Source organism: Bifidobacterium sp. WCA-178-WT-4B, from assembly GCF_009696495.1.
In the GTDB taxonomy this organism is placed as follows: Bacteria; Actinomycetota; Actinomycetes; order Actinomycetales; family Bifidobacteriaceae; genus Bifidobacterium; species Bifidobacterium infantis.
On the sequence record NZ_VULV01000002.1, the window covers coordinates 259,044 to 281,070 of the forward strand.

At 62.1% G+C, this 22,027-nt stretch carries 15 protein-coding genes and 3 pseudogenes; 12 read left to right on the plus strand and 6 right to left on the minus strand.

Translation table 11 applies throughout. The features are described from left to right. Positions 1-33: 33 nt before the first annotated feature. Together FYJ31_RS02955 and FYJ31_RS02960 are read right to left on the minus strand one after the other, a co-directional pair. A complete protein-coding gene (locus FYJ31_RS02955) occupies positions 34-987 on the minus strand; it encodes a DUF979 domain-containing protein (protein WP_060620984.1) in 954 nt (317 codons plus the stop codon). Position 988: 1 nt separating this feature from the next. Next, positions 989-1,717, minus strand: coding sequence for a DUF969 domain-containing protein (locus FYJ31_RS02960; protein WP_144099438.1), 729 nt, complete (start codon positions 1,715-1,717; stop codon positions 989-991). 233 nt (positions 1,718-1,950) lie between these two features. Here FYJ31_RS02960 and FYJ31_RS02965 point away from each other — a divergent pair, with 233 nt between their 5' ends. The 4 genes from FYJ31_RS02965 to FYJ31_RS02980 all read left to right on the plus strand — a co-directional run bounded on the left by FYJ31_RS02965 (position 1,951) and on the right by FYJ31_RS02980 (position 5,982). Then, complete coding sequence (locus tag FYJ31_RS02965; RefSeq protein WP_154535918.1) at positions 1,951-3,552, plus strand: ABC-F family ATP-binding cassette domain-containing protein; 1,602 nt, start codon at positions 1,951-1,953, stop codon at positions 3,550-3,552. Positions 3,553-3,687: 135 nt separating this feature from the next. Further along, the gene (locus tag FYJ31_RS02970) at positions 3,688-4,395 is read left to right on the plus strand and encodes an SDR family NAD(P)-dependent oxidoreductase (protein ID WP_071478268.1); all 708 of its coding nucleotides are present in this window, start codon (positions 3,688-3,690) and stop codon (positions 4,393-4,395) included. 124 nt (positions 4,396-4,519) lie between these two features. Continuing rightward, the gene (locus FYJ31_RS02975) at positions 4,520-5,371 is read left to right on the plus strand and encodes a hypothetical protein (protein ID WP_012577422.1); all 852 of its coding nucleotides are present in this window, start codon (positions 4,520-4,522) and stop codon (positions 5,369-5,371) included. A 242-nt stretch (positions 5,372-5,613) separates the two neighbouring features. Beyond that, on the plus strand, positions 5,614-5,982 hold the full coding sequence (locus tag FYJ31_RS02980) for a metallopeptidase family protein (protein WP_154535919.1): 369 nt from the start codon (positions 5,614-5,616) through the stop codon (positions 5,980-5,982). 53 nt (positions 5,983-6,035) lie between these two features. Here FYJ31_RS02980 and FYJ31_RS02985 read toward each other — a convergent pair whose 3' ends face one another. From FYJ31_RS02985 to FYJ31_RS03000, 4 genes and pseudogenes are all read right to left on the minus strand, one after another. Beyond that, a complete protein-coding gene (locus tag FYJ31_RS02985) occupies positions 6,036-6,707 on the minus strand; it encodes a hypothetical protein (RefSeq protein ID WP_154535920.1) in 672 nt (223 codons plus the stop codon). Continuing rightward, a pseudogene (locus tag FYJ31_RS02990) lies at positions 6,704-7,228 on the minus strand (ATP-binding cassette domain-containing protein); the annotation flags it as partial. The pseudogene FYJ31_RS02990 and the gene FYJ31_RS02985, both read right to left, overlap by 4 nt. A gap of 139 nt (positions 7,229-7,367) precedes the next feature. Next, positions 7,368-7,517 (minus strand): hypothetical protein, encoded by a 150-nt coding sequence (locus FYJ31_RS12680; RefSeq protein ID WP_229773826.1) that lies wholly within the window; start codon positions 7,515-7,517, stop codon positions 7,368-7,370. After that, positions 7,517-7,777 (minus strand): annotated as a pseudogene (locus FYJ31_RS03000) (MptD family putative ECF transporter S component); the annotation flags it as partial. The gene FYJ31_RS12680 and the pseudogene FYJ31_RS03000, both read right to left, overlap by 1 nt. On the opposite strand from FYJ31_RS03000, the gene FYJ31_RS03005 reads away from it, so the two are divergent. The 8 genes and pseudogenes from FYJ31_RS03005 to uvrC all read left to right on the plus strand — a co-directional run bounded on the left by FYJ31_RS03005 (position 7,743) and on the right by uvrC (position 21,960). Beyond that, on the plus strand, positions 7,743-8,384 hold the full coding sequence (locus tag FYJ31_RS03005) for a hypothetical protein (protein WP_195839426.1): 642 nt from the start codon (positions 7,743-7,745) through the stop codon (positions 8,382-8,384). The pseudogene FYJ31_RS03000 and the gene FYJ31_RS03005 sit on opposite strands and share 35 nt — an antisense overlap. Beyond that, positions 8,381-9,100, plus strand: coding sequence for an ABC transporter ATP-binding protein (locus FYJ31_RS03010; protein ID WP_229773827.1), 720 nt, complete (start codon positions 8,381-8,383; stop codon positions 9,098-9,100). Before FYJ31_RS03005 ends, FYJ31_RS03010 begins: the two co-directional genes overlap by 4 nt. A 155-nt stretch (positions 9,101-9,255) precedes the next feature. Further along, positions 9,256-10,881, plus strand: coding sequence for a DUF3375 domain-containing protein (locus FYJ31_RS03015; protein ID WP_326831164.1), 1,626 nt, complete (start codon positions 9,256-9,258; stop codon positions 10,879-10,881). Then, positions 10,878-11,540, plus strand: coding sequence for a DUF4194 domain-containing protein (locus FYJ31_RS03020; protein WP_154535922.1), 663 nt, complete (start codon positions 10,878-10,880; stop codon positions 11,538-11,540). The genes FYJ31_RS03015 and FYJ31_RS03020 overlap by 4 nt, the downstream gene beginning before the upstream one ends. Next, complete coding sequence (locus tag FYJ31_RS03025; RefSeq protein WP_195839423.1) at positions 11,537-15,085, plus strand: ATP-binding protein; 3,549 nt, start codon at positions 11,537-11,539, stop codon at positions 15,083-15,085. The genes FYJ31_RS03020 and FYJ31_RS03025 overlap by 4 nt, the downstream gene beginning before the upstream one ends. A 73-nt stretch (positions 15,086-15,158) precedes the next feature. After that, positions 15,159-15,875 (plus strand): annotated as a pseudogene (locus FYJ31_RS13155) (DUF3322 domain-containing protein). A gap of 533 nt (positions 15,876-16,408) precedes the next feature. After that, on the plus strand, positions 16,409-19,444 hold the full coding sequence (gene uvrA, locus FYJ31_RS03040; protein ID WP_326831165.1) for an excinuclease ABC subunit UvrA: 3,036 nt from the start codon (positions 16,409-16,411) through the stop codon (positions 19,442-19,444). Between the two features lie 149 nt (positions 19,445-19,593). Further along, positions 19,594-21,960 (plus strand): excinuclease ABC subunit UvrC, encoded by a 2,367-nt coding sequence (uvrC, locus tag FYJ31_RS03045; RefSeq protein WP_154535924.1) that lies wholly within the window; start codon positions 19,594-19,596, stop codon positions 21,958-21,960. Positions 21,961-22,027 lie beyond the last annotated feature (67 nt).

Sequence of the window (22,027 nt, forward strand, 5' to 3'; positions counted from 1 at the left end):
CTCACGGATTGTTGTGGTATCTGGACAACGAGGTTATTGTGCGATCAGCATGTAGACGATTTGCACCACAATCATCACCAATGCAGGCAGCACCTGCTTCTTAACCACGCCCATGCGGTCCTTCATATCGAGCATCGCGACGGGCACGATGTTGAAGTTGGCGGCCATCGGCGTGCACAGCGTGCCGCAGTAGCCACAGGTCAGCGCCAGAATGCCAATCACCGCCGGGTCCGCACCATAGGCGAGCACGAATGGCGCGCCAATGCCCACGGTCATTACGGTAATTGCGGCGAAGGCATTGCCCATGATCATCGTGAACAGCATCATGCCCACACCGAATACGATGATGCCCAGCGTGACGTTGCCCTTCGGAATAATGCCGCCGACCAGCGTGGCGATCACGTCGCCGACACCTGCGGCTGTGAAAATCGCGCCGAGACTGGCCAGCAGCATCGGCAGCATGCAGAGCGCACCCATGGCAGACAACAGGCGTTCCGAATCGTTGAGGAATACGACCGGCTTGTTGTCATGCGAGAACGCGAACAGAATCACGGCGGCAATCATCACACCGATGCAGCAGCCGGTCAGGGCGCTGATGCTGGGAATCAGGGCGCCGATAATGGCGAACACGCCCAGACACAGGGCGGGAATAAAGATGCGCATGCCGATGCGCTGGAAGTTCGCGGCCACTTCGGCGGTGCTGGGAGCGCTCGAATCGGACGCCGATCCCTTACGCACTTGGCGGAAGATGGCGGGAATGACCATGATGATAATGAGCACACCGTCCGCAATGGCCGGAATCCAACGGCCGAACGCGATGACGATACCGAGCGCCGTCCAGAACACGAAAGTGCCGTAGCGGGCCTTGTTGGTTTTATCGAGTAGGTTGCGTACGCCCGCATACACGGACATGAAACCCATGAAAATATAGAAGAGCTCGAGGATCTTGGTGCCAACGGTCACGCTGGGGTCCATGAAGAACGACATATCAGGCCTCCTTGCCGGTGGTGGTAGCGGTAGCGTCCTGAGCGGCGGCTTCGGCACCGTAGTACTTCTTACGCAGTCGTGTGTCCTTGATGATGTAATAGACGGCGGTGACCGCCACGGCAATCACCGCGACCGGGATCTCGATAATGGCCATGCGCAATAGTTCGACGTCATAACCCAGCGGCTTCAATGTGGACTGCACGAGCAGCGCACCGGCCGTACCTACGAACAGCACCTGGCCAAAGAACCATGCGACGTTCTCCATACCGGAAGCCATGCCCTTGAGCTCTTCCACATACTCGTCGTTCGGCTCGTGACCGGACGCTTCAATCGCACCCACCGCCATCGGCATAATGACCGGACGCACGAACCCGGCCACGCCACCAAAACTCACGTTGAACGCGGCGAACACGAGACGCATCACACCATACAGGGCGATCACCATACCGGGCGTCGCATTCTTCACCTTGCCGATCAGCTGCGCGGCTGCGGTTTTCAGACCGTTGCGCTCCAATGTGCCGGTGACCAGCAACACGATGATGAAAATCGCCATGCTGCGGTTCGAGACGAACGACGTACCCAACGTGGTCAGGAAGCCGTCGACGCCAATGCCGCCGACCAGCGCAGTCACCAAAGCCGCCACGATAATGATCAGAATCGCATCAAGTCTGAGGGCGAAACCCACAATCACAATCACGATTCCCAATAACACGAGATAATTTGGTTCCATGCGGCAAATCCCTTCCACAGTACGTGCGCATTGCGCCGCAAGCGTATTCGAATACCAGATAGTGTACGACGCGAATCATGCTTCGGCGGCCTCTTCGCGCACATCGTGGGTATTGCATGGGCGTCGCGCGCCTCGCGCACGGCTGCGGCCGGGACGGTCGGCATGGTGTTCGCTATGATGTACAGTCGGACTTTGGTAAGAGACAGTATTCGTAACAGGCAAGTAGGTTATTCATGGCTATTGAGGTGCAGGGACTTGAAATTCAGATCGGCGCGCGCACGCTGCTTCACCCCACCAACTTCCATGTGGCCAAGGGAGACAAGATCGGTCTGGTGGGCCGCAACGGCGCCGGCAAGACAACGCTGACCCGCGTGATCACCGGCGACATGCTGCCCACCGCCGGCAAGGTGCGCGTCTCCGGCAAGCTCGGCTACCTGCCGCAAGACACGCACGCCTCCGATCCCACGCAGACCGCGCTCGACCGCATGATGAGCGCGCGTGACATCGCCACCATCATCAGCCGCATTCGCAAGGCCGAAAAGGATATGACCGACCCGGATCCGGACGTGATGAGCAAGGCCATGACCCGGTACGACAAGGCCATGCAGGACTTCGACAAGGCCGGCGGATACGCGGCCCAGTCCGAGGCGATTTCCATGGCCGCCTCGCTCGGCCTGCCGCAGGAGGTCATGGAGCAGCAGCTCGGCACGCTCTCCGGTGGCCAGCGCCGCCGCATCGAGCTGGCGCGCATCCTGTTCTCCAATGCCGACACCCTGATCCTCGACGAGCCGACCAACCACTTGGATGCCGATTCCATCGAATGGCTGCGCGGCTACTTGAAGAAGTACGAGGGCGGCTTCCTGGTCATCTCCCACTCCACCGAACTGCTGGACGAAGTGGTGAACAAGGTCTGGCATCTGGACGCGCAGCTCGGCCAGATCGACATGTATTCGCTCGGCTGGAAGGCCTACCTGCACCAGCGCGTGGTGGACGAGGAGCGCCGCCGCCGCGAACGCGAAGTGGCCGAGAAGAAGGCCGACCGTCTCATGAAGCAGGGCATCCGACTGCACGCCAAGGCCACCAAGGCCGTGGCAGCGCAGAACATGATGCGCCGCGCCGAAAGGCTGCTGGAAAACACCTCCGAGGCGCAGAAGGCCGAGAAGGTGGCGGACATCCGTTTCCCCGAGCCCGCGCCCTGCGGCCGCACGCCGATCATGGCCAAGGACATCTCCAAGGCCTACGGTTCCAACATCGTGTTTGCCGGCGTGAACCTGGCCATCGACAAGGGCTCGCGTGTGGTGATCCTCGGCTACAACGGTGCCGGCAAGACCACCACACTGCGCCTGCTGGCCCACATCGAGGAGCCGGACACCGGTTCCGTGGAATACGGTCACGGCTGCAAGATCGGCTACTTCGCGCAGGAGCACGACACCTTGGATCTGAACGCCACCGTGTTGGAGAACCTGCAGCATGTGGCGCCGGAGCTCGACAACACGCAGGCCCGTTCCATTCTTGGCTCGTTCCTGTTCTCCGGCGATGACGCGATGAAACCGGCCCATGTGCTTTCCGGCGGTGAGAAGACCCGTCTGGCCTTGGCCACGCTGGTCACCTCGCGAGCCAATGTGCTGCTGCTCGACGAGCCCACCAACAACCTCGATCCCGCCTCCCGTGAGGAGATTCTGAAGGCCATTGCCAAGTATGAGGGCGCCATTGTGCTCGTCACCCACGATGAGGGCGCCGTCGAGGCGCTCAACCCCGAGCGCGTGCTCCTCATGCCCGACGGCGACGAAGACCTCTGGAATGATTCGTACCTCGAACTCGTAGCTGAAGAATAGTCCTACCTCTTGGCTCCCCTCGCTGAGGGGAGCTGTCAGCAAAGAACGGGTTAACCCTAGGTTCCCCTCGCTGAGGGGAGCTGGCCGCCGTAGGCGGTCTGAGGGGAGTCTCGCAAGCATGCAAAGGAAACAACCATGCCAACCACAACAGGTAAGAAAATCGCCATCGTCACCGGCAGCGCGCTGGGTTTGGGCTACGAGCTCGCCAGCCAACTCATCGCCAAGGGCTGGCTGGTGGCCGGCATCGACTTCAACGCCGAACGTCAGGCCGAGCTGAGCACGCAGTGGCCCGCCGAATCCTACCGCGCCTTCGTAGGCGACATCACTGACGAAGCGTTCGTCAAGGAATCCGTGGCGAGCATCGCCGCGCTTGGCCACATCGACCTGCTCATCAACAACGCCGGCCAGCCCTCGTTCAAGGTGCCCACCGCCTATGAGGCCGCCGATGTCGACACATGCCTCAAAGGTCTCAAAGGCATGATCCTGTGGACGGTGGAAACCCTCAAGGCCTGTGGTGAGCGTGACGTGAAAATCGCCCAGATCATGAGCACTGCCGCCACGCGCGGCAACGCGAACGAAAGCGTGTACTGCGCCACCAAGTGGGGCGAGAAGGGGTACACCAAGAGCCTGCAGGCCGCATACAAGGGCACCAGCGTCAAGGTGGTCGCCGTCTATCCGGGCGGCATCGACACCGCCTTCTACCGTGATAGCCATGACTACGTCTCCGAAGCCAAGCAGCACACCTTCATGCAGCCCGGTCCGCTGGCCGAGGTCATCCTCTTCAACCTGATCAACCAGGCCAACCTCACCGTCACCGACATCGAGATCAACCGCAACAGCTGAGCTGGCAGGTTATACACATATCCACCGATTCGGCCGAGCTGGTTGCGCGCAGAAGTTGGTTATGCCATCGTGAGTTGTATCCGTGAATAACGCGGTTCACGGATACAACCATCAGGGGGATGGCATGGAGTCCTATGCATACAACACGTTTTTCACACTTGATGAGGCGCGAGACCTCGCCCAGAAAACACTGGAACAATGCCGTGCCAGATCGATGCGCACTTCACAGGAGCTTTGTTTCAGCCATGGCACCAGGCTACAGCTTGCTGGCATGACGGCCACGCTGAATTACAAGCCCAACTATGACCCCAACAAACTGCACGTTACGGTGTCCGGGGCTGAAAGATTGTCGAATCTTACCGAAACGCAATGCCATTATTGGGGTCATGGCATTGACCAGACGATGATTGATGATCTTATCGCCGTGGTTTCAGTGGAACAGGCGCTGTGTCAGATCGCACAGTTCGTCGATGTGGAAAGTATGGTCATTGCCTTGGATTGGGCCACCTGCCGTAATGAGCATTTGAAACAGACAACGAAAGACAAGATATCGTTGTTCCTCGCCGATATAGGTAGATTCCCAGGTATCAGATTATTTCGCAAAGCGCTCTCGTTGTGCAGAGAGAACACCGATTCGCCGCAGGAAAGCATCCTTCGCCTTGAATCGGTAAAACGTGGATTACCCGAATTGGAGGTGAATGCTCCGATATACCTCCCGTTGCAGAACAAAGAGGTGGTTGTGGACATGGTGTATCCGAATGATCATGTGATTCTGGAATACGACGGACGGTACCACTATGACCGAAACCGATGGGAAGGAGATATCGAGAAAAGGAACAACCTCTCCTTCGCGGGCTATAAGACTTTTCCCGCCACAAGAAGAACGTTCGCTACCACGCAGAATCTGGATGAATACTTCAGAATCGTTGGAAGTGCAATTGCGGAATACCGCAATACCGGGTCATTTTCACAATGAGATATGACCGGACGCATTCATTAGGTCGATTCTTCATTCATTAGGTCGGTGAGCTCTGACAGTCACCACTGGAATGGTGCCATTCCAACACCGACAATCGCAGCCTCATGACCTAATGAATGAAGAATCGACCTAATGAATGATTGGAAGCGTTCCGCGCAACGTTATGGCACCCGCAAGAAGCCGGAACCCGGAATATGTCTGTTATCGTGGGAGGCCAAGCAACAGGTGAAGGATTGAGTATGCACATCGGTGACGATGAGTTTGAACGGGCCATTGAACAGGTGTTGGATGATTTGCCTGAACGGTTTGCGCGGGTGCTGGAGAATGTCGGCATCGTCGTTGCGGACGAGCCCAATGAGCGCGAACTGGCCACAATGAGCAATCCGTGCGGTGAGCTGCTCGGACTGTATGAGGGCATACCCATCACGAAGCGAACCACGGGCTACAGCGGCGTGATGCCGGACGTCATCACCCTGTTCAAGGGGTCGCATGAACGCGTATGCTCGACACAGGCCGAGCTGCACCAACAGATCCGCAAAACCGTGTTGCACGAGATCGGCCATTATTTCGGCTTCGATGACGAGTATCTGCACTCGCACGGCTACTGAAGCGATGCTGTTTCACTAGCGGGGAGCCGTCATACTGCCGTATGTTGCCAGATCTACTGCAAGTGGTGCAACGCACGGATGATGGCGCAACGGTCCTCGACGGTTCCCTCGTTGGAGCACATGGCGGCATACCAACGCGGATTGCGCAAGGTCTCGGCGCCGGTGGCCTCATCCGTGGCGACGAGCGTGTGCAGATCGTTGGCGTACTGGAAATGCAGGTGGCTGAGCAGCCCGCCCTCGGCGAACGCCTTGCGCGAAGGCAGAGGGTTGATGGCCAGCAGCCAGCGGAACGGGCTGTCTTCGGCGGCCGGATCAGCGGTGCGGAACACGAAGGTGGGGGAGCCTTCGAGACCGTGCTCGATGACATGGTCGATGGTGTATTCGTAGGTGTCGAGGCTGGTGTCGTCCTCGGCGAACCATTCGATGGCGAGCGCGGCATTGTCCGTGGAGCCGGATTCGGCGGCCGGCTCGTTCACACGCCAGTAGCCAATATGGATGATGTTATCCGGGCTGGTGGTGGAACAGGCCATCGACCAGAACGTCCTGATGCCGCGCGCGGCCATCGGGGCCATGTTCGGGTTGGCGTGCACCGCCTGCTCGGCGGCTTCCCAAGTCTGCTGGATGACGGCGCCATCCAAATCGATGTAATGCTCGAAAGACTCCCATTCACCGAGCCAGTCGGTGATGTCGAAGGCCGTGGAATCCGTGGCGTTGCTGGCGGTCATTGCGCGTTCCTTTCATGGGTGGATGCGGTGGCGAAATTGGTAGAGGCATTAGGGTTGGGGCTGCTGGCATCTGGGTTACTGACATGCGAGCCGCTGCTCCCGGAATCGTCGGCGCCAAGATTGACAATGCGGTCGCACCGGCCGGCGGCGAGCTCCTCATCGTGGGTGACCGCGAGAATCGCCTTGCCTTGGCTCGCCAGTTGCCGCAGTAGTTCGCCGACCTGCTCCATGTGTCCGATGAGCAGTTCCTCGCGCACGCTGTCGGAGAACAGTTGGTAGTTGACATCCTGCATGACCAGGAATCCGGCGCGGGTCAGGTCGCGCGGTTTCGCGGGCACGCCGTTGAGCTCGATGCGGCCTGAAACAGGCTTGATGAGTCCGGTCAACGTGTGCACGAGCGTGGTCTTGCCGCAGCCGGGGGAGAGGGACAGAAATTCATCGGCCTCGTAATCCTGCACGATATGCCCGCCGTCGAATACCACGTACCGGTCGGCCACGCCGTTGAGCCATGCGAGTCGGTGATGAAACAGGGCAGCATCATCGTGACGCCCACGGCCAGCGCGAGACCACATGCAGCCGTGGCAGTCCCAGGGCATCGGGGTCGAGCATTCCCAGCGCGGTGAGTACGTCATAGGTCACGCCGAAGTTCAACGCGGTTCGTCATCGGGCGGCCGCCGGCAGGGGCAGCAGGAACAGCACGACCATGACGATCTGCGTGGCGAGCCCTACATGGAAGAACAGCATGAGGTTCGCCACCAGCAGAAGGTAGAGTTTCGCGCGCGGATCGAGCGTCCGGCGGGCAGGATTCATCAGGCGATACCGGCCTTGATGAAATGCTTCTTCATCATGCGCTGGCCGAACCAGCCGCCGAGAACCGCGCACACCAGAATCGCGATCATCGAGATGAAGAACGTGCCGGTGTTGATGTAGGCGATGAACGAAAGCACGAAATGCCCGGAGATGAACAGGAACCGTCCGATGATCACGCCCATGACGGTGATGCCGCCGAATTTGCCGAGGCGTGCGGCCAGCAGCATGTACACGCAGCCGGAGATGAGGGCCGCGATGGCGATCCGGCAATGGCAGCGCTCGCGCGGCCTGACCGGCGACGCGGTCACCGGCACATTCGACCCGAATACGGTGGCCCTGGCTGCAGCCGCACCAATCCGTATCACGGCGGTGAACGCGAAACTCGGCCAATCGCAGGTCAGCCCGGCAAGCTATACGGGCGTCACCCTGCATGCGCAGGCCACGTTGACCGCCACACAGGCGGCGACGTTCAAAGCCGGAGACAAGGCGCAGGTCGTGCTGCCGGACAACACCACCGTCGAAACGATGCTCACCTCGGTCGGTCAGGGCGGGCAGAAGACCGGCGACACCGGGCAAGCCACACAGCCATCGGCGCACATCGACTTCCCGGACCAGACGCAGGTGGCGGCTTTCGGGCCGACGGCCGTGCAAGTCATCATCCCGAACACCGATGCCTCGACCGGGGAGACGCTGATCATGCCGGTGACCGCACTGATCGCCAGCGCCGGCAGCGCGTATGCGGTCGAAGCGGTACGCGGCGGCAAGTTGGTGCGTGTGCCGGTGTCAATCGGGCTGGTGTCCGACGCGCAAGTGCAAATCACCAAGTCCGACGGCCTCAAGGCGGGAGACAAGGTGGTGGTCTCATGAACGACATCGAGTTTGCCCCCGCTGGCCCAGAGCATGGGGCATTGCTGACGTTGGAGCATGTGACGAAGGCGTTTCCAGGCAAGGACGGGAGCGTGCTGGAGATATTGCATGATACGTCACTGGCCATCGATCGCGGCGAGCTCGTGGCCATCGTCGGGCCGTACGGCTCGGGCAAAAGCACGCTGTTGTCGTTACTGGGCACGCTGGACATGCCGACCTCGGGAATAATGCGATACGACGGCGGGGATGTGAATGCGATGGGTGAGCGGCAGCGCAGCGTCCTGCGGGCCGCGCGCATCGGCTTCGTGTTCCAGCAGTTCCATCTGATCGCCACCGTATCCGCCTTGGAGAACGTGATGACAGGCCTGCAATACACAACCCTGCCGCGCGGCGAACGCCGGCAATGGGCCTCCGAGGCATTGGAACAGGTCGGATTGGGGAATCGCCTGCATCACCGGCCGGCCCAGTTGTCGGGCGGCGAACAGCAGCGTTTGGCCATCGCCCGCGCCCTGGCCAAACGGCCGGACATCATCTTCGCCGATGAGCCGACCAGCCGATCGCCCTCGACTGGACCTCCCTGCCGCTCGCCTGGGCCGCCGCCATCCTGGTCGGCATCCTCGCCGGCCTCTACCCGGCCTCCCGCGCCGCCCGTCTCACCCCGACCGAGGCCCTGCGCGGCGAATAGGGGCGACGGCTGGAGTGAACGATCACCATGAGTGCGCAGCCTCAATGTCGCTTTTATTGCACATGATGACATGTGCAATAAAAGTGACATATTGGTGCTGGGCGGAGAGAGCACGCGTGGCGCGGGCGGGGTGTGGTTCGCGGCTATCGGCTAGTATGGTGCGGTCACGACAGAGGGAGGCATGCTGTGGCCGATGTGATGCGGGAGCTGGAACGGCTGCGACCGGTGTATGAGACGGGCGTCCTGCGGTTGCTGTTGCGCCAGAACGCGATGCTGTACGTGTCGCTGCTGCGTTCCACGTTCGACCCGCTCACCGGCGAGCTGCCGCGCGAGACCGTGGAGGAGCGGTTCGCGCAAAGTCTGAACGCTCTGGCCGACGCCGGCGAATATGCGCCGCGCGAGGACCAGACCTTCGCCGAGGCCGCCCATCAGATCCTCGCCGACCTGACCCGTGAAGGCGAAGGCGACTACGCCTGGCTCGCCAACTCGCATGATGCGGCCACACACCGATTCCTCTACCGTTTGACGGCCCGCGCCCACCGCGCCATCGAGGCACTGAGCAGGCTCGAAGACGAATCACGCGCCCTGTCCGGCGCGCAGGCCAACAGCATCATCATGGAAATCGAACACGCGCGCATGCAGCTGACCGCCGACCCCGGCGAGCGCATCAAACTCCTCAACCGTGAAATCAAGGAACGCAAGCACGAGATCAAACGCATCCAACAGGGCAAGCAGCACGCCACGCTGAGCGAAGCCCAAGTGGAGGACGTGATCGCCGTGATCCACAACACGCTGCGCGGCGTACCCATCGACCTGCGCGAACTCGTGCTCGACGAGCGGGACAACGGCGACGCCTTGCGCCGGCGCATGCAGACCGGCGACATCAGCGTGGACGAGAACCTGACCCGCTACCACGACGAATACCGCCGCTCGTTCAGCGAATCGGACAGCGGCCGCCGCTTCGAGGACGCCTTCCAGGTGATCATCACCGACGAGGGCCGCCAGCAAATCGACGAAGCCCTGCGCGCCATCGCCAAAACCCCGTATCTGGCCGGCGGATCCGGCCTGCTGCTCGGCCAGATCCGCGACGAACTGGCCCGCATCTACGACGGCATCGAAGCCGTGCGCCGCCAGATGCGCGTCTCCGACGAGGCGATCAGCCGGCTCGTGCGCCAGCAAACCGACACTCGCTACCGTACGATGCTCACCCGCTTGAACCGACTGTACGCGCGCCTCAACGCGGATGCGAAAACCCATATGGGAGACGCCTCGCGCCCGTACGACACGGCCACCGCGGACGCGCTGTTCGCGCCATTGCCGATGCGCCCGGCCAAATCCATGACCCGCGCCACCGCACCCGGCCTGAGCGACCTCGCCGCCGAAGCCCCGCAGGCGACTCCGGTGGCCGATCTGCGGGATATGGTCAACAGCGGCGGCCCCCGACTCCTGCGCATGGTCAGCCTCATCCGGCGCAACCCGGTGACCGTTGACAGGTCCGATGACAGGTCCAACGCAACCCTCGTGGACATCGCCGCCAGCTTCAACCGGCTGCCCGAAAGCGAACGCCGCGAAAGCGAGATCGTCGGCTTCCTGGGCGGGCTGGGAGCCGCAAGCGGCAGCGCCATCGCTGACGAGCCGTCCACTGACGGCGTCGGCATCGACAGCGACATCGCCACTGAGCCGGCCCCGGCGCAGCGCGGCGATACCGCGACCTGGCATTGCGTATCGATCGACGGCGAGCCCCGGAACTGGATCACTAGACCGGTGCTGGCCGACATGGACGAGCTGAACATCATTGTGGAGGAAGGATGACCGTGGCCGAGGAACACGAGGAACATATGGACAACGCCAACCCGTACGCCCTGTTCGAAGGCGACACCGGCGACATGCCGGCCGAGGCACGCATGGCCGCCATCGCCCTCAAACGCGACCGCTATATCATCGGGCCCACCTACGACACCGTGCTCGACAACCGCGACGCCGTCGTACGCTCCCTGAACAACGACCTGCTCGACTTGGTGATCAACGAACGCTACCGCATCATGTACGCCACGCCCGTGGCCGGCGACGACGTGACCCTGCGCTCGCTCAAAACCCGCGTCAGCCTCAAACGCGAGGAGGCCGCGCTGCTCGCCTTCCTGCGTATCCGCGTCCTCGAATACGAGAACGTGCACGCCGACCCCGCCGACTGGCTCGTCAGCTTTGAGGAGATCCGCGCCGCGCTCGCCACCGGCGCCGGCTATCTGGCCGCCCGCAACGACGAGGAAGGCGTGGCAAAGCAGATCGGCGCCATCGTCTCCGCGATGATCACCTACGGGTATTTGGTGCGCCTGGACGACGAAGCCATGTACCAGATCACGCCGCTCGTGCCCGTGGTGCTCGACCGCGAACTGGCCGATACCTGGCTCGACGTCGTGGAACACGGCGACGGCGACACGGAAGATGACGATGACGAGAAGGGAGCCGAATGATGCAGGCGACAGACGTGCAGATGATCGCGGACCGGTGGATGCTGGAATCCCGCCGACTCATCAACTGGGGCTCCTATGAGGGCTACCACGAATTCCGCCCCTCCACGGACCACAAGCTGCCGGTGACCCTGCTCGCCGGCGCCAGCGAATCCGGCAAATCCACGCTGGTCGACGCGCAGATCTCCCTGCTGTACCCAACCGGCACGCCGTTCAACAAGGCCTCGAACTCCGGCCGCTCCGAACGCAGCGACTACACCTACCTGCGTGGCATGGTCGGCGTGGGCAGCACCGAAACCGGCGACGAGCCGCTCTACCTGCGCGGCCGCGACGAGAACGGCGCACCGCAACCCGTGTGGGGCACCATCGTGGACACCTATCGCAACCAGACCACCGGCCAGGTGCTCTCCTGCGCCAAATTCCTCTACCTGATGCCCGGCGACGGCCGCGGTGACGTGCGCCGCCAGTACGTGGTCTGGGGCAAGCCCGTGGACCCCAGGCGCATGGACCAATACCGTGACGCCCCGTTCACGCCGGCCCAGCTCAAAGCCACCTACCCCGACTGCCTCACATTCCCCAGCGCCGAAGCGTTCCACACACATATCTGGAGCGCAATGGGCCTGAGCGAGGCCGCCTGCCGACTGCTGCACAAGATCCAGTCCGCCGACGCGCCCTCCCGGCTCGACGACATCTTCAAACAAGGCGTGCTCGGCGTGCCCGAAGCCCTGGGCCTGGCCCGCACCACGGTCGAGGACTACGAACGTTACGACGGGAACTTCCACGCCATGGACGAGAAAACCCGCCGCATGGACACGCTGCGCGGCATCCAACAGGCCTACGGCGAATACGCCGCCGCACGCGGCAAGGCCCGCGCCTTCGAACCGGTCAAGCCGGCCGTCGACGGCACGGTGCCGGCCGTGCTGCGCGACTGGGCATTGGCCCGCATGCGTGGCGAAGTCGCCGTCCAACTGCCCGCCGACCGCGCCGAACAACAGAACAGCGAGGCGGAAGCCAAGCTGCTGCGCCGCCGAACCGAAGACCTGCGCACCCGCCTCGACATGATCCGAGGCCAGATGCAGGGTCTGGACGGCGGCAACCTGACCCGACTCGAACTCGAACTCGACCAGGCCCGCCGCACCCTCGAAGACGTGCAAGCCAACCGAACACGAATCGAACAAACGTTCGCATCCATCGGCGAGACGCTGCCCGGCAACGAACAGGCCTGGAACGAGCGCCGCATCAACGCCGTGAACTTCAAACGCGAATACAACAAACGAGACGGCGAATGCGAGGAAGCCCTCACCGCCGCCATCAACGCGCGGGCCGGCGCACGCGGCGACCTCGAACGACTGCAACGCGACTTCGACCGGCAACGCTCCCAGCGCACCCGCATCTCCCAGCAGATGGACGAAACCCGCGCCATGCTCTGCCGCGCCACCGGACTCACCCCCGCCGAACTGCCGTACGTGGCCGAACTTATGGACGTGAACGAACACGAGGAAGACTGGCGTCTCGCCATGAACGTCGCCTACGCGCCCATCGCCCAGACCATCCTCGTCGACAAGCGCCACGAACAGGGCTTCGCCGCCAAAGTCAGCACCATCGACCCGCGCACCATGCCCCGACGCACCTGGCAGTTCGTGGACACCGCACGCCACTACGACGACACCGGCGCGCACGCGAACATACTCACCGGAGAACAGGACGGCGACTGGCTGTCCGGCAAACTGCGCTACCGCGACGACTCGCCCTTCGCCGACTGGCTGCGCTCGCAGACCCAGGCCGAACGATTCGACGCCCTATGCGTCACCGCCATCGACGACACCGACCGCACCAACCGTCAGGTGCAGGCCGACGGTCAGATCAAATCCGGCGCACGCGGCCAGCACGGCACCAAAGACCGCGCCCAGGTCATCGGATTCGTCAACGAAACCTACCTCAACGCGCTCGCAGCGCAGGTCGACGCCGCCCGCAACGCGCTTAGCCAAGCCGACACCGACTACACGGCCGCCAAAACACAGTCCGATAACCTCCACCGCGAACTCGAACTGGCCAACCAGCTCGCCTACACGTCATGGGAACGCATCGACATCGCCGGCGCGCAACGGACCATCACGGACACGCAGGACGCCATCGCATCCATCAAAAACGATCCCAAACTCGCCGAACTCGCCAAACAGCGCGACGAACTGAACGCCGAACTCGACCGTGTGGAACGCCAGCGCATCGAATCCGACCAGGCCGCGGCTCGCGCCGGCAGCGCCGTCGAAGCGGCGCTCATCTGGCTGCGCGACCATGCCGACACCGGCACGACGGACGCCGCCGGTGCCACCGCCGACAATGACGATGACGCCGCTTCCGGCCCGCTGCCGGACGAAGTCACGGCGGCGCTCGCCGAATCCTACGACAACCGATTCGCCGGATTGGCGGACGCCGCCATGCGCGCGCACATGATCATCGGCGCGGGCGTGGCCGGAACGAGGGCGCCGGGGGAGAGTTTCCCCGAACGCACCATCGCCGGCATCGGCAAGGACATGACCTCCCGCATCAATCTGCTGAACGGCCAGGCCGACGCCGCGCGCACCGGCGTCGAATCGAAAATGAGCACCTACATCGCGCTCTACGCGGCCGACGACGACTCGCTGACCGCCAGCGTGGAGGACTACCGGTACTATCTCGACGAACTCGCCAGCCTCACCCAGCTGGCCGCGGTCGCCGCCACCGACGCCGAATACCGGCGCTGCCTCGAACAGCTGCTCAGGAGCTTCCTGACCATCAAACGCGCCATCGACACGGATGCCAGCGACATCCACGACCAGCTTGACCGCATCAACGCCATGCTCAAAGGCCAACAGTTCGGTCCCAAGCACGGCAGCCTGTCCCTGCACGCGGACGTGCGCCGTCCCGAGCGCGCCTTCTGGACGCAGCTCATCCGCGTCATCGGCACCCTGAACGATTGGAAATCCGCCGACGTCAACGATTCCGACGCCTCGCGCAAGGCCTTCGCGGCCTGTGCGCCGATGGTCGGGCTGTTGCGCGCCGAACTCGCGCAGGTCAAGGACGCGAACGGCGTGAAAAGCTACGGTGCCCGCAATCTCGACCCGCGCTGCCGCTCGTCCTTCTACGCCATCGTGCATCATGCCGACGGTCCGGACGAACGCATCACCTCCACCGGTGGTCGCTCGGGCGGCGCCTTGCAGGAGCTCACCTCATTCGTATACGGCGCGGCGCTCATCTACCTGCTCGGCGGCGGCCTGACCAGCGAACCCTCGTACACCACGCTGTTCCTCGACGAGGCGCTCATCAAGGCCGACGGCCGTTACACGCAGCGCGCCCTCGCGGTGCTGCCGCGCCTCGGATTCCAGGTCATCGTCTCCGCCCCGGAAAGCAAGACCGGCGAAATCCTCGAGGTCTCCACCAAGGCCTACGTGACCTACAAGGACCCCGACACCGGCCTCACCTCCCTGCGCGAGGCCGTGCTGCACCAGAATGACATGGATGATGAATCATCGTCGGATATATTGAAGGATGACGGGGTTGCCGAATGAGCAATCCCGGCGTCGCCGGTATTAAGACGATTCGGTTCGACTCGACGATGTTCGAAAGCAGGTGATGGGAACTATGGCCGGCATGAAAGACATCGCTGCGATCACCACATGCGTTCACATATGTACGACATCGAACCGGCATGGCCATTTCCCGTGCCGGTGGGATTGCCGGACCAAGCATTTTTGGAAACCAATGCGATTGCAGTGCATGACAACAACAATGAGATACGGCAATGGGCAAGCAAGAATGGTTGCGAAATCATAACCAAGCATCGCACCATAGGCACCTCTGTCGAGTTGATCTCCAAAGTCGTCGTTCCTGACGAATCAATAGCCATGCGTGTGGTTGGTCGTACGCTGGCGGCGGAATATCGCGAAGCGCACCGTCGCACAGATTCCACTGACAGGATTCAGCGGCAAATGGCTGAATGAGTCAAAAACCAATCGTCGTAAGGCCATTTGCCGACTGCTCGGTGTCGAAACGTTGGGTCTGTCAAAACGGCCGACCGAACTGCGGTTCCGTTATCTCGATCCGGGCCACGACGATTTTGGTACCGATCGTACTGAACGCAGCGCGAAGATTGCTATGCGGGAGCCTAAGCCGACGCCCGGCCTTCAATCGGCGGAGCGACGTCTTTATGAACGACTGTGTGCTGACAAAACCATCGCTTATCGGCGTATCGAACAGGAACGCATTCCCATGCGTGATGCAGTTGACGAATTACGCAAGCTTGGCATCCCCGTGGAGTCCATTGAAGATTTTGTCCCGGTTCGAACATCAATCGTTTGACGGACGTACCGGGGCAGAATCCGTTGTCCCGGTTTGTGATTTCGGGTGTTTTTCGCGAACCGGGACATGTTGTGTTGCCCCGGTATGGGCGTCAATCGTTTGATGCGAGAATCGGGACAACATGGCGATTCTGAGATTGGCTTTATTCCGCCGTTTCCGTTCGCGTTTTATGTGGTTCGTGGAAACTGGAATGTCCTGGTTCTCGAAAACAGGCCAAAATCACGAACCGGGACAGCGGGTTTTGCCCCGATGCGGACGTCAAACGATTGACATGTGAACCGGGGCAAATCAGAGGAGGAGAGGTCTTCGGGATAGAGCTTGACTGGGGCTGGGCGCACGGTTGATGTCGCGTGGGCCGGCTCTTGCGTTTCGGTCCACTGATGGTCCGGAATTATGCATACTATGGTTCGGTTTTCCGGCCTGACACGCCATCGAACAAGCGTTCGAATTTGGTCGTGTGTTCGGGTATCCTTGGGACAGATTTGGCGCGCGCATAACCGTGCGCGCGGGAACGGTGAGATGGAAGGTGGGGTGTGGCTGTGGCAGCAACGCGGACTGGCGCAAGGCGCGCAACAAGCGCAACGGGCGCGAAAAGCAGCAAGGGCAAGAATGGTGAGGTCATCGTCGAAAAGGTGATGACCAGCGACTCCTTCCTGAGCCGGGAGATCAAAAAGGCGCCGCTGATCGAACACGATGGTTCGCTGGTAGCTGATATCTCGCACATCCCGAACGATCTCAAGATCACGATTCAGGGTGCGCGCGAACACAACCTCAAGAACGTCGACCTAGCGATTCCGCGCAATTGCATGGTCGTGTTCACCGGCCTGTCCGGTTCCGGCAAATCCGCGCTCGCGTTTGACACCCTGTTCGCCGAAGGCCAGCGACGCTACGTCGAATCCCTGTCCGCCTACGCCCGCCAGTTCCTGGGTCAGATGGACAAGCCCGACGTTGACTTCATCGAGGGCCTGAGCCCGGCCGTCTCCATCGATCAGAAGACCACCAACCGCAACCCGCGTTCTACCGTCGGCACCATCACCGAAATCTACGATTACCTGCGACTGCTCTTCGCCCGCACCGGCATCCCTCACTGCCCTGAATGCGGCGAGCCCGTCGCCTCCCAGACCCCGCAGCAGATCGTCGACACACTGCTCGGCTATCCGGAGCGCACGCGATTCCAGATTCTCGCGCCCGTGGTCAAGGGCCGCAAGGGCGAGTTCGTGGACATGATCGAGCTGCTGCGCTCCGACGGCTACGCCCGCGCGCTCATCGACGGCGAGATGACGCAGCTGTCCGACGACATCAAACTCACCAAGCAGAAGAAGCACACCATCGAGGTCGTGGTCGACCGACTCGTGGTCAAGGACGGTATCCGCCAACGTTTGACTGATTCGGTGGAAACCGCCCTCAAGCTCGCCAACGGCAGCATCGTCATCGACTTCGTGGACGAGGAGGAAGGCAGCCCGGCCCGCCGCCAGCCGTTCTCCGAACACCGCAGCTGCCCGAACGGGCACACGCTCGAACTCGACGAGGTCGGGCCGCGCACCTTCTCCTTCAACGCCCCCTACGGCGCCTGCCCCGCCTGCACCGGTCTCGGCTTCAAACTGGAAATCGACCCGGACCTCATCATCTCCGACCCGGACAAGTCACTGGCCGACGGCGTCATCGAACCGTGGAGCGGCACCAAGATGACCGCCCAGTACTACGGCCACATCCTCGAAGGTCTGGCCAAGGAAATGGGCTTCTCCATGAAGACTCCTTGGAAGGACCTGCCGGACGACGTCAAGCACGACATCCTCTACGGCCACGACTTCAAGGTCAACGTCTCCTACCGCAATCGCTGGGGACGCCTGCGCGAATACTCCACCGGCTTCGAAGGCGTGATCCGCACGCTCATGCGCCGCCACGACGAAACCGATTCGCAGTCCATGCGCGAATACTACGAGTCGTACATGCGCGAAGTGCCCTGCCAGGTCTGCCACGGACGCCGTCTGAAGCCCGAAGTGCTCGCTGTCACCGTGGACGGCAAATCCATCTTCGACGTGTGTGACATGCCCGTCGTACGCGAACTCGCCTGGATCAACGGCCTGAAACTCGAAGGCTCGGCACAGCTGATCGCCGGCGAAGTGCTCAAGGAGATCAAGGCCCGACTCGGCTTCCTGAACGACGTCGGCCTCGACTACCTGACCCTCTCGCGCGCGGCCGCCACCCTGTCCGGCGGAGAAGCGCAGCGCATCCGACTCGCCACGCAGATCGGCTCCGGCCTGGTCGGCGTCATGTACGTGCTCGACGAGCCGTCCATCGGCCTGCACCAGCGTGACAACGAACGCCTCATCGAAACCCTGCACCACCTGCGCGATCTCGGCAACACGCTGATTGTCGTCGAACACGACGAGGACACGATACGCCGTGCCGACTGGGTGGTCGACATCGGCCCCGGAGCCGGCGAACACGGCGGCGAAGTCATCTACTCCGGCCCCGCCAAGCACCTCATAGAAGCCAAGCGCTCCATCACCGGCGACTACATCGCCCACCGGCGAGAGATCGCCGTGCCCGCCAAGCGCCGCAAGATCCACAAGACCCAGGTGCTCAAAGTCGTGGGTGCCCGCGAGAACAACCTCAAGAACATCGACGTGAGCTTCCCGCTCGGCGTGCTTACCGTGGTCACCGGCGTCTCCGGCTCCGGCAAATCCTCGCTGGTCAACACGATCCTCTACCCGGTGCTCGCCGACAAGCTCAACGGTGCACGCATCGTACCCGGCCGCCACAGGCGCGTGGAAGGCGTCGACCAGGTGCGCAAGGTGATCCACGTCGACCAGAACCCGATCGGCCGCACGCCGCGATCCAACCCCGCCACCTACACCGGTGTGTGGGACAAGATCCGCACCCTGTTCGCCAAGACTCCCGAAGCCCAGGTGCGCGGCTACGGCCCCGGCCGCTTCAGTTTCAACGTCAAAGGCGGCCGATGTGAGGCCTGCCACGGTGATGGCACGCTGAAGATCGAAATGAACTTCCTGCCCGACGTCTACGTGGACTGCGAGGTCTGCCACGGCAAACGATACAACCGCGAGACTCTCGAAGTCACGTACAACGGCAAGACCGTGGCCGACATCCTCAACATGCCCATCGAGGAGGCCGCCGACTTCTTCAAGGCGTACACCGGCATCTCCCGATACCTGAAGACCCTCGTGGACGTCGGCCTCGGCTACATCCGACTCGGCCAGCCCGCACCCACCCTGTCCGGCGGCGAATCTCAGCGCGTCAAGCTTGCCACCGAGCTGCAGCGCCGATCCGACGGCAAAACCGTGTACATCCTCGACGAGCCGACCACCGGCCTGCACTTCGAAGACGTGAACAAGCTGCTCAAGGTGCTGCAGTCCCTGGTGGACAAGGGCAATACGGTCATCGTCATCGAACATAATCTGGATGTGATCAAGGAGGCCGACTGGCTGATCGATCTCGGTCCGGAGGGCGGCGACGGAGGCGGCACCATCGTCACGCAGGGCACGCCCGAACAGGTTGCCGAATGCGAATCCTCATGGACCGGCAAGTTCCTGAAGCCCATGCTTTAGCCTTCCATTGCAGCTGACCTTGGGGGGTGGGGGTGGCATGTTGCTGGACATGCTCCGGGCCGCTCAGGCCAAGTCTTTACGGTCCAGCAACACACACCCCAACCCACCCAATCCCTGATGATTGGTTTTGCTTAATAGCGAGGAGGATTATGACGAACGATATTGAGCGGCATAGTCCGGATGAGTGGCGGAAGACTGCGGCGGCGTTAATGCCGGAAAGCGTAGCTGTGGGTGCCGGGGAAACGACGGCGAAGGTGAATGCGAATGGGGCACCTTTGCTGGGGGATTCTCGCGACCTGTTCCGACCCAAGACCTCGGATATTCCCACCAAACCCGGTGTGTACAAATGGCGCGACGGGGAAGGGCGCGTCATTTATGTGGGCAAGGCGAAGAACCTGCGCAACAGGCTCACCAATTATTTCCAGCCGCTGTATCTGCTGCATCCGCGCACGCAGACCATGGTGCTGACCGCACGCAGTCTGGAGTGGACGGTCGTCGCCACCGAACTGGAATCACTGACGTTGGAATACACGTGGATCAAGGAATTCGACCCACGGTTCAACGTGCAGTTCCGCGACGACAAGACCTATCCGTATCTCGCGGTCAGCACGGGGGAGCGAATTCCGCGCGTGTGGGTCACTCGGTCGCGCAAACGTCGGGATACCCGGTATTTCGGCCCCTATGCCAAAGTATGGGAATTGCGGCACAGCCTTGACCGGCTGTTGCGCACGTTCCCGGTCCGCACCTGCACCACCAACGTATTCCACAAGGCGCAACTGCCCGGACGGCCATGCCTGTTCGCCTCCATCGGCAAATGCTCCGCACCCTGCGTGAACCGTATCGAAGCGGACGAACACCGGCGGCTGTGCGAACAGCTGGTCGGCGTGATGACCGGACGACTCGGACGGCCCTACATCGCCCAGTTGACTCGTGACATGAAAGAGGCCAGCGCCGAACTCGAATTCGAGAAAGCCGCCCGACTGCGCGACCAGATCCAAATGCTGGAAACCGTGGTGCAACAGAACGCCGTCGTCTTCGACCAGGATGTGGACGCGGACGTGTTCGGCTTCGCCAGCGACGAGCTCGAAGCCTCAGTGCACGCCTTTTATGTGCGCGCCGGCTCGATTCGCGGCGAACGCAATTGGAGCGTCGAACGAGTTGAGGACATCGATGACGCCGACTTGATGGCCGACCTTCTGGCGCAGGTGTATTCGGACGCCGCCGGGGACAATCACCCCCAGTCGGCCGCGACCATCTCCACCAATCGCGAGGCCATCGGCTCCACGCAAACCATCACGGCCGCGGACGCTGTGGCACGCGCCCAGGCCACCCGAGAACGCAACACCCGTCAGGAGACCACCGGACGCGCGGACCTGCTGGCACCCATCGCACCGGTACCGCGCGAAATCATCGTGCCCGTCGAACCGGCCCGCCGTGAGGAACTCGAAGGCTGGCTGACCAATCTGCGCGGGGGAGCGGTGACCATCCGCGTGGCCTCGCGAGGCGACAAGAAGCAGCTCATGGGCCGCGCCAACGAGAACGCCAGCCAAGCACTGCAGCGCAGCAAGATGAGCCGCATCTCCGACATGGGCGCACGCACCCAGGCCATGAACGATGTGGCCAAGGCATTGGGACTCGCGGAAGCCCCGCTGCGCATCGAATGCTACGACATTTCGAACACTGTGGGCGGTGCCTTCCAGGTGTCCTCCATGGTGGTGTTCGAAGACGCGATCGCCAAGAAATCCGAATACCGACGCTTCGCCATCCGAGGCAAGGACGGCAAAGGCGCGGTGGATGATCTGTCCGCACTTTACGAGACGCTCACCCGCCGCTTCAAGCACGGCAACATCGCCGGCGACTCCGGCGAAAGCATCGACGCGGAACAGCGCGCGGCCTCGGCCGCCGGCAAGATGACCACTGCCGTGGCGGCGGAGACAATCGCTGCGAACGGTAACGACAATGGTGAGAACGGTTCCGACATCAGTGGCAAGGGGCACGCGGTGCCGGACGGAGTGCAGAACGATACACGGGAAACTTCGCCCGACATCGTCCAGCAGAACACAAACCGGCATCACTTTGCCTACAAGCCGAACCTGGTGGTGGTCGACGGCGGCAAGCCGCAGGTCATGGCCGCCGCCAAGGCGCTCGAGGACTGTGGCGTGAACGACGTGGCCGTCTGCGGACTGGCCAAACGCTTGGAAGAGGTGTGGGTGCCGGACGACGACTATCCGATCATCCTCAAACGCCAGTCCGAAGGCATGTATCTGCTGCAGCGTGTACGCGACGAATCCCACCGCTTCGCCATCACCTACCACCGCCAACAGCGGCGCAAAGGTGCCCTGCGCAGCGCGCTCGACGAGATTCCAGGCATCGGCAAAAGCTACCAGAAGCGGCTGCTCAACCACTTCGGCTCGGTCAAAGCCATGCGCGAAGCCAGTGTCGAGGACTTCGAGAAGGTCAAAGGCATCGGCCACGCCAAAGCCGAAGCGCTGTACAACGCGCTGCACGAGCAGTGAGCCGGCCCGGTCCAGCAGCCCAGAGTGAATTTTCGGTTGCGGGGCCTGTGGTTGACATATTCGAAGC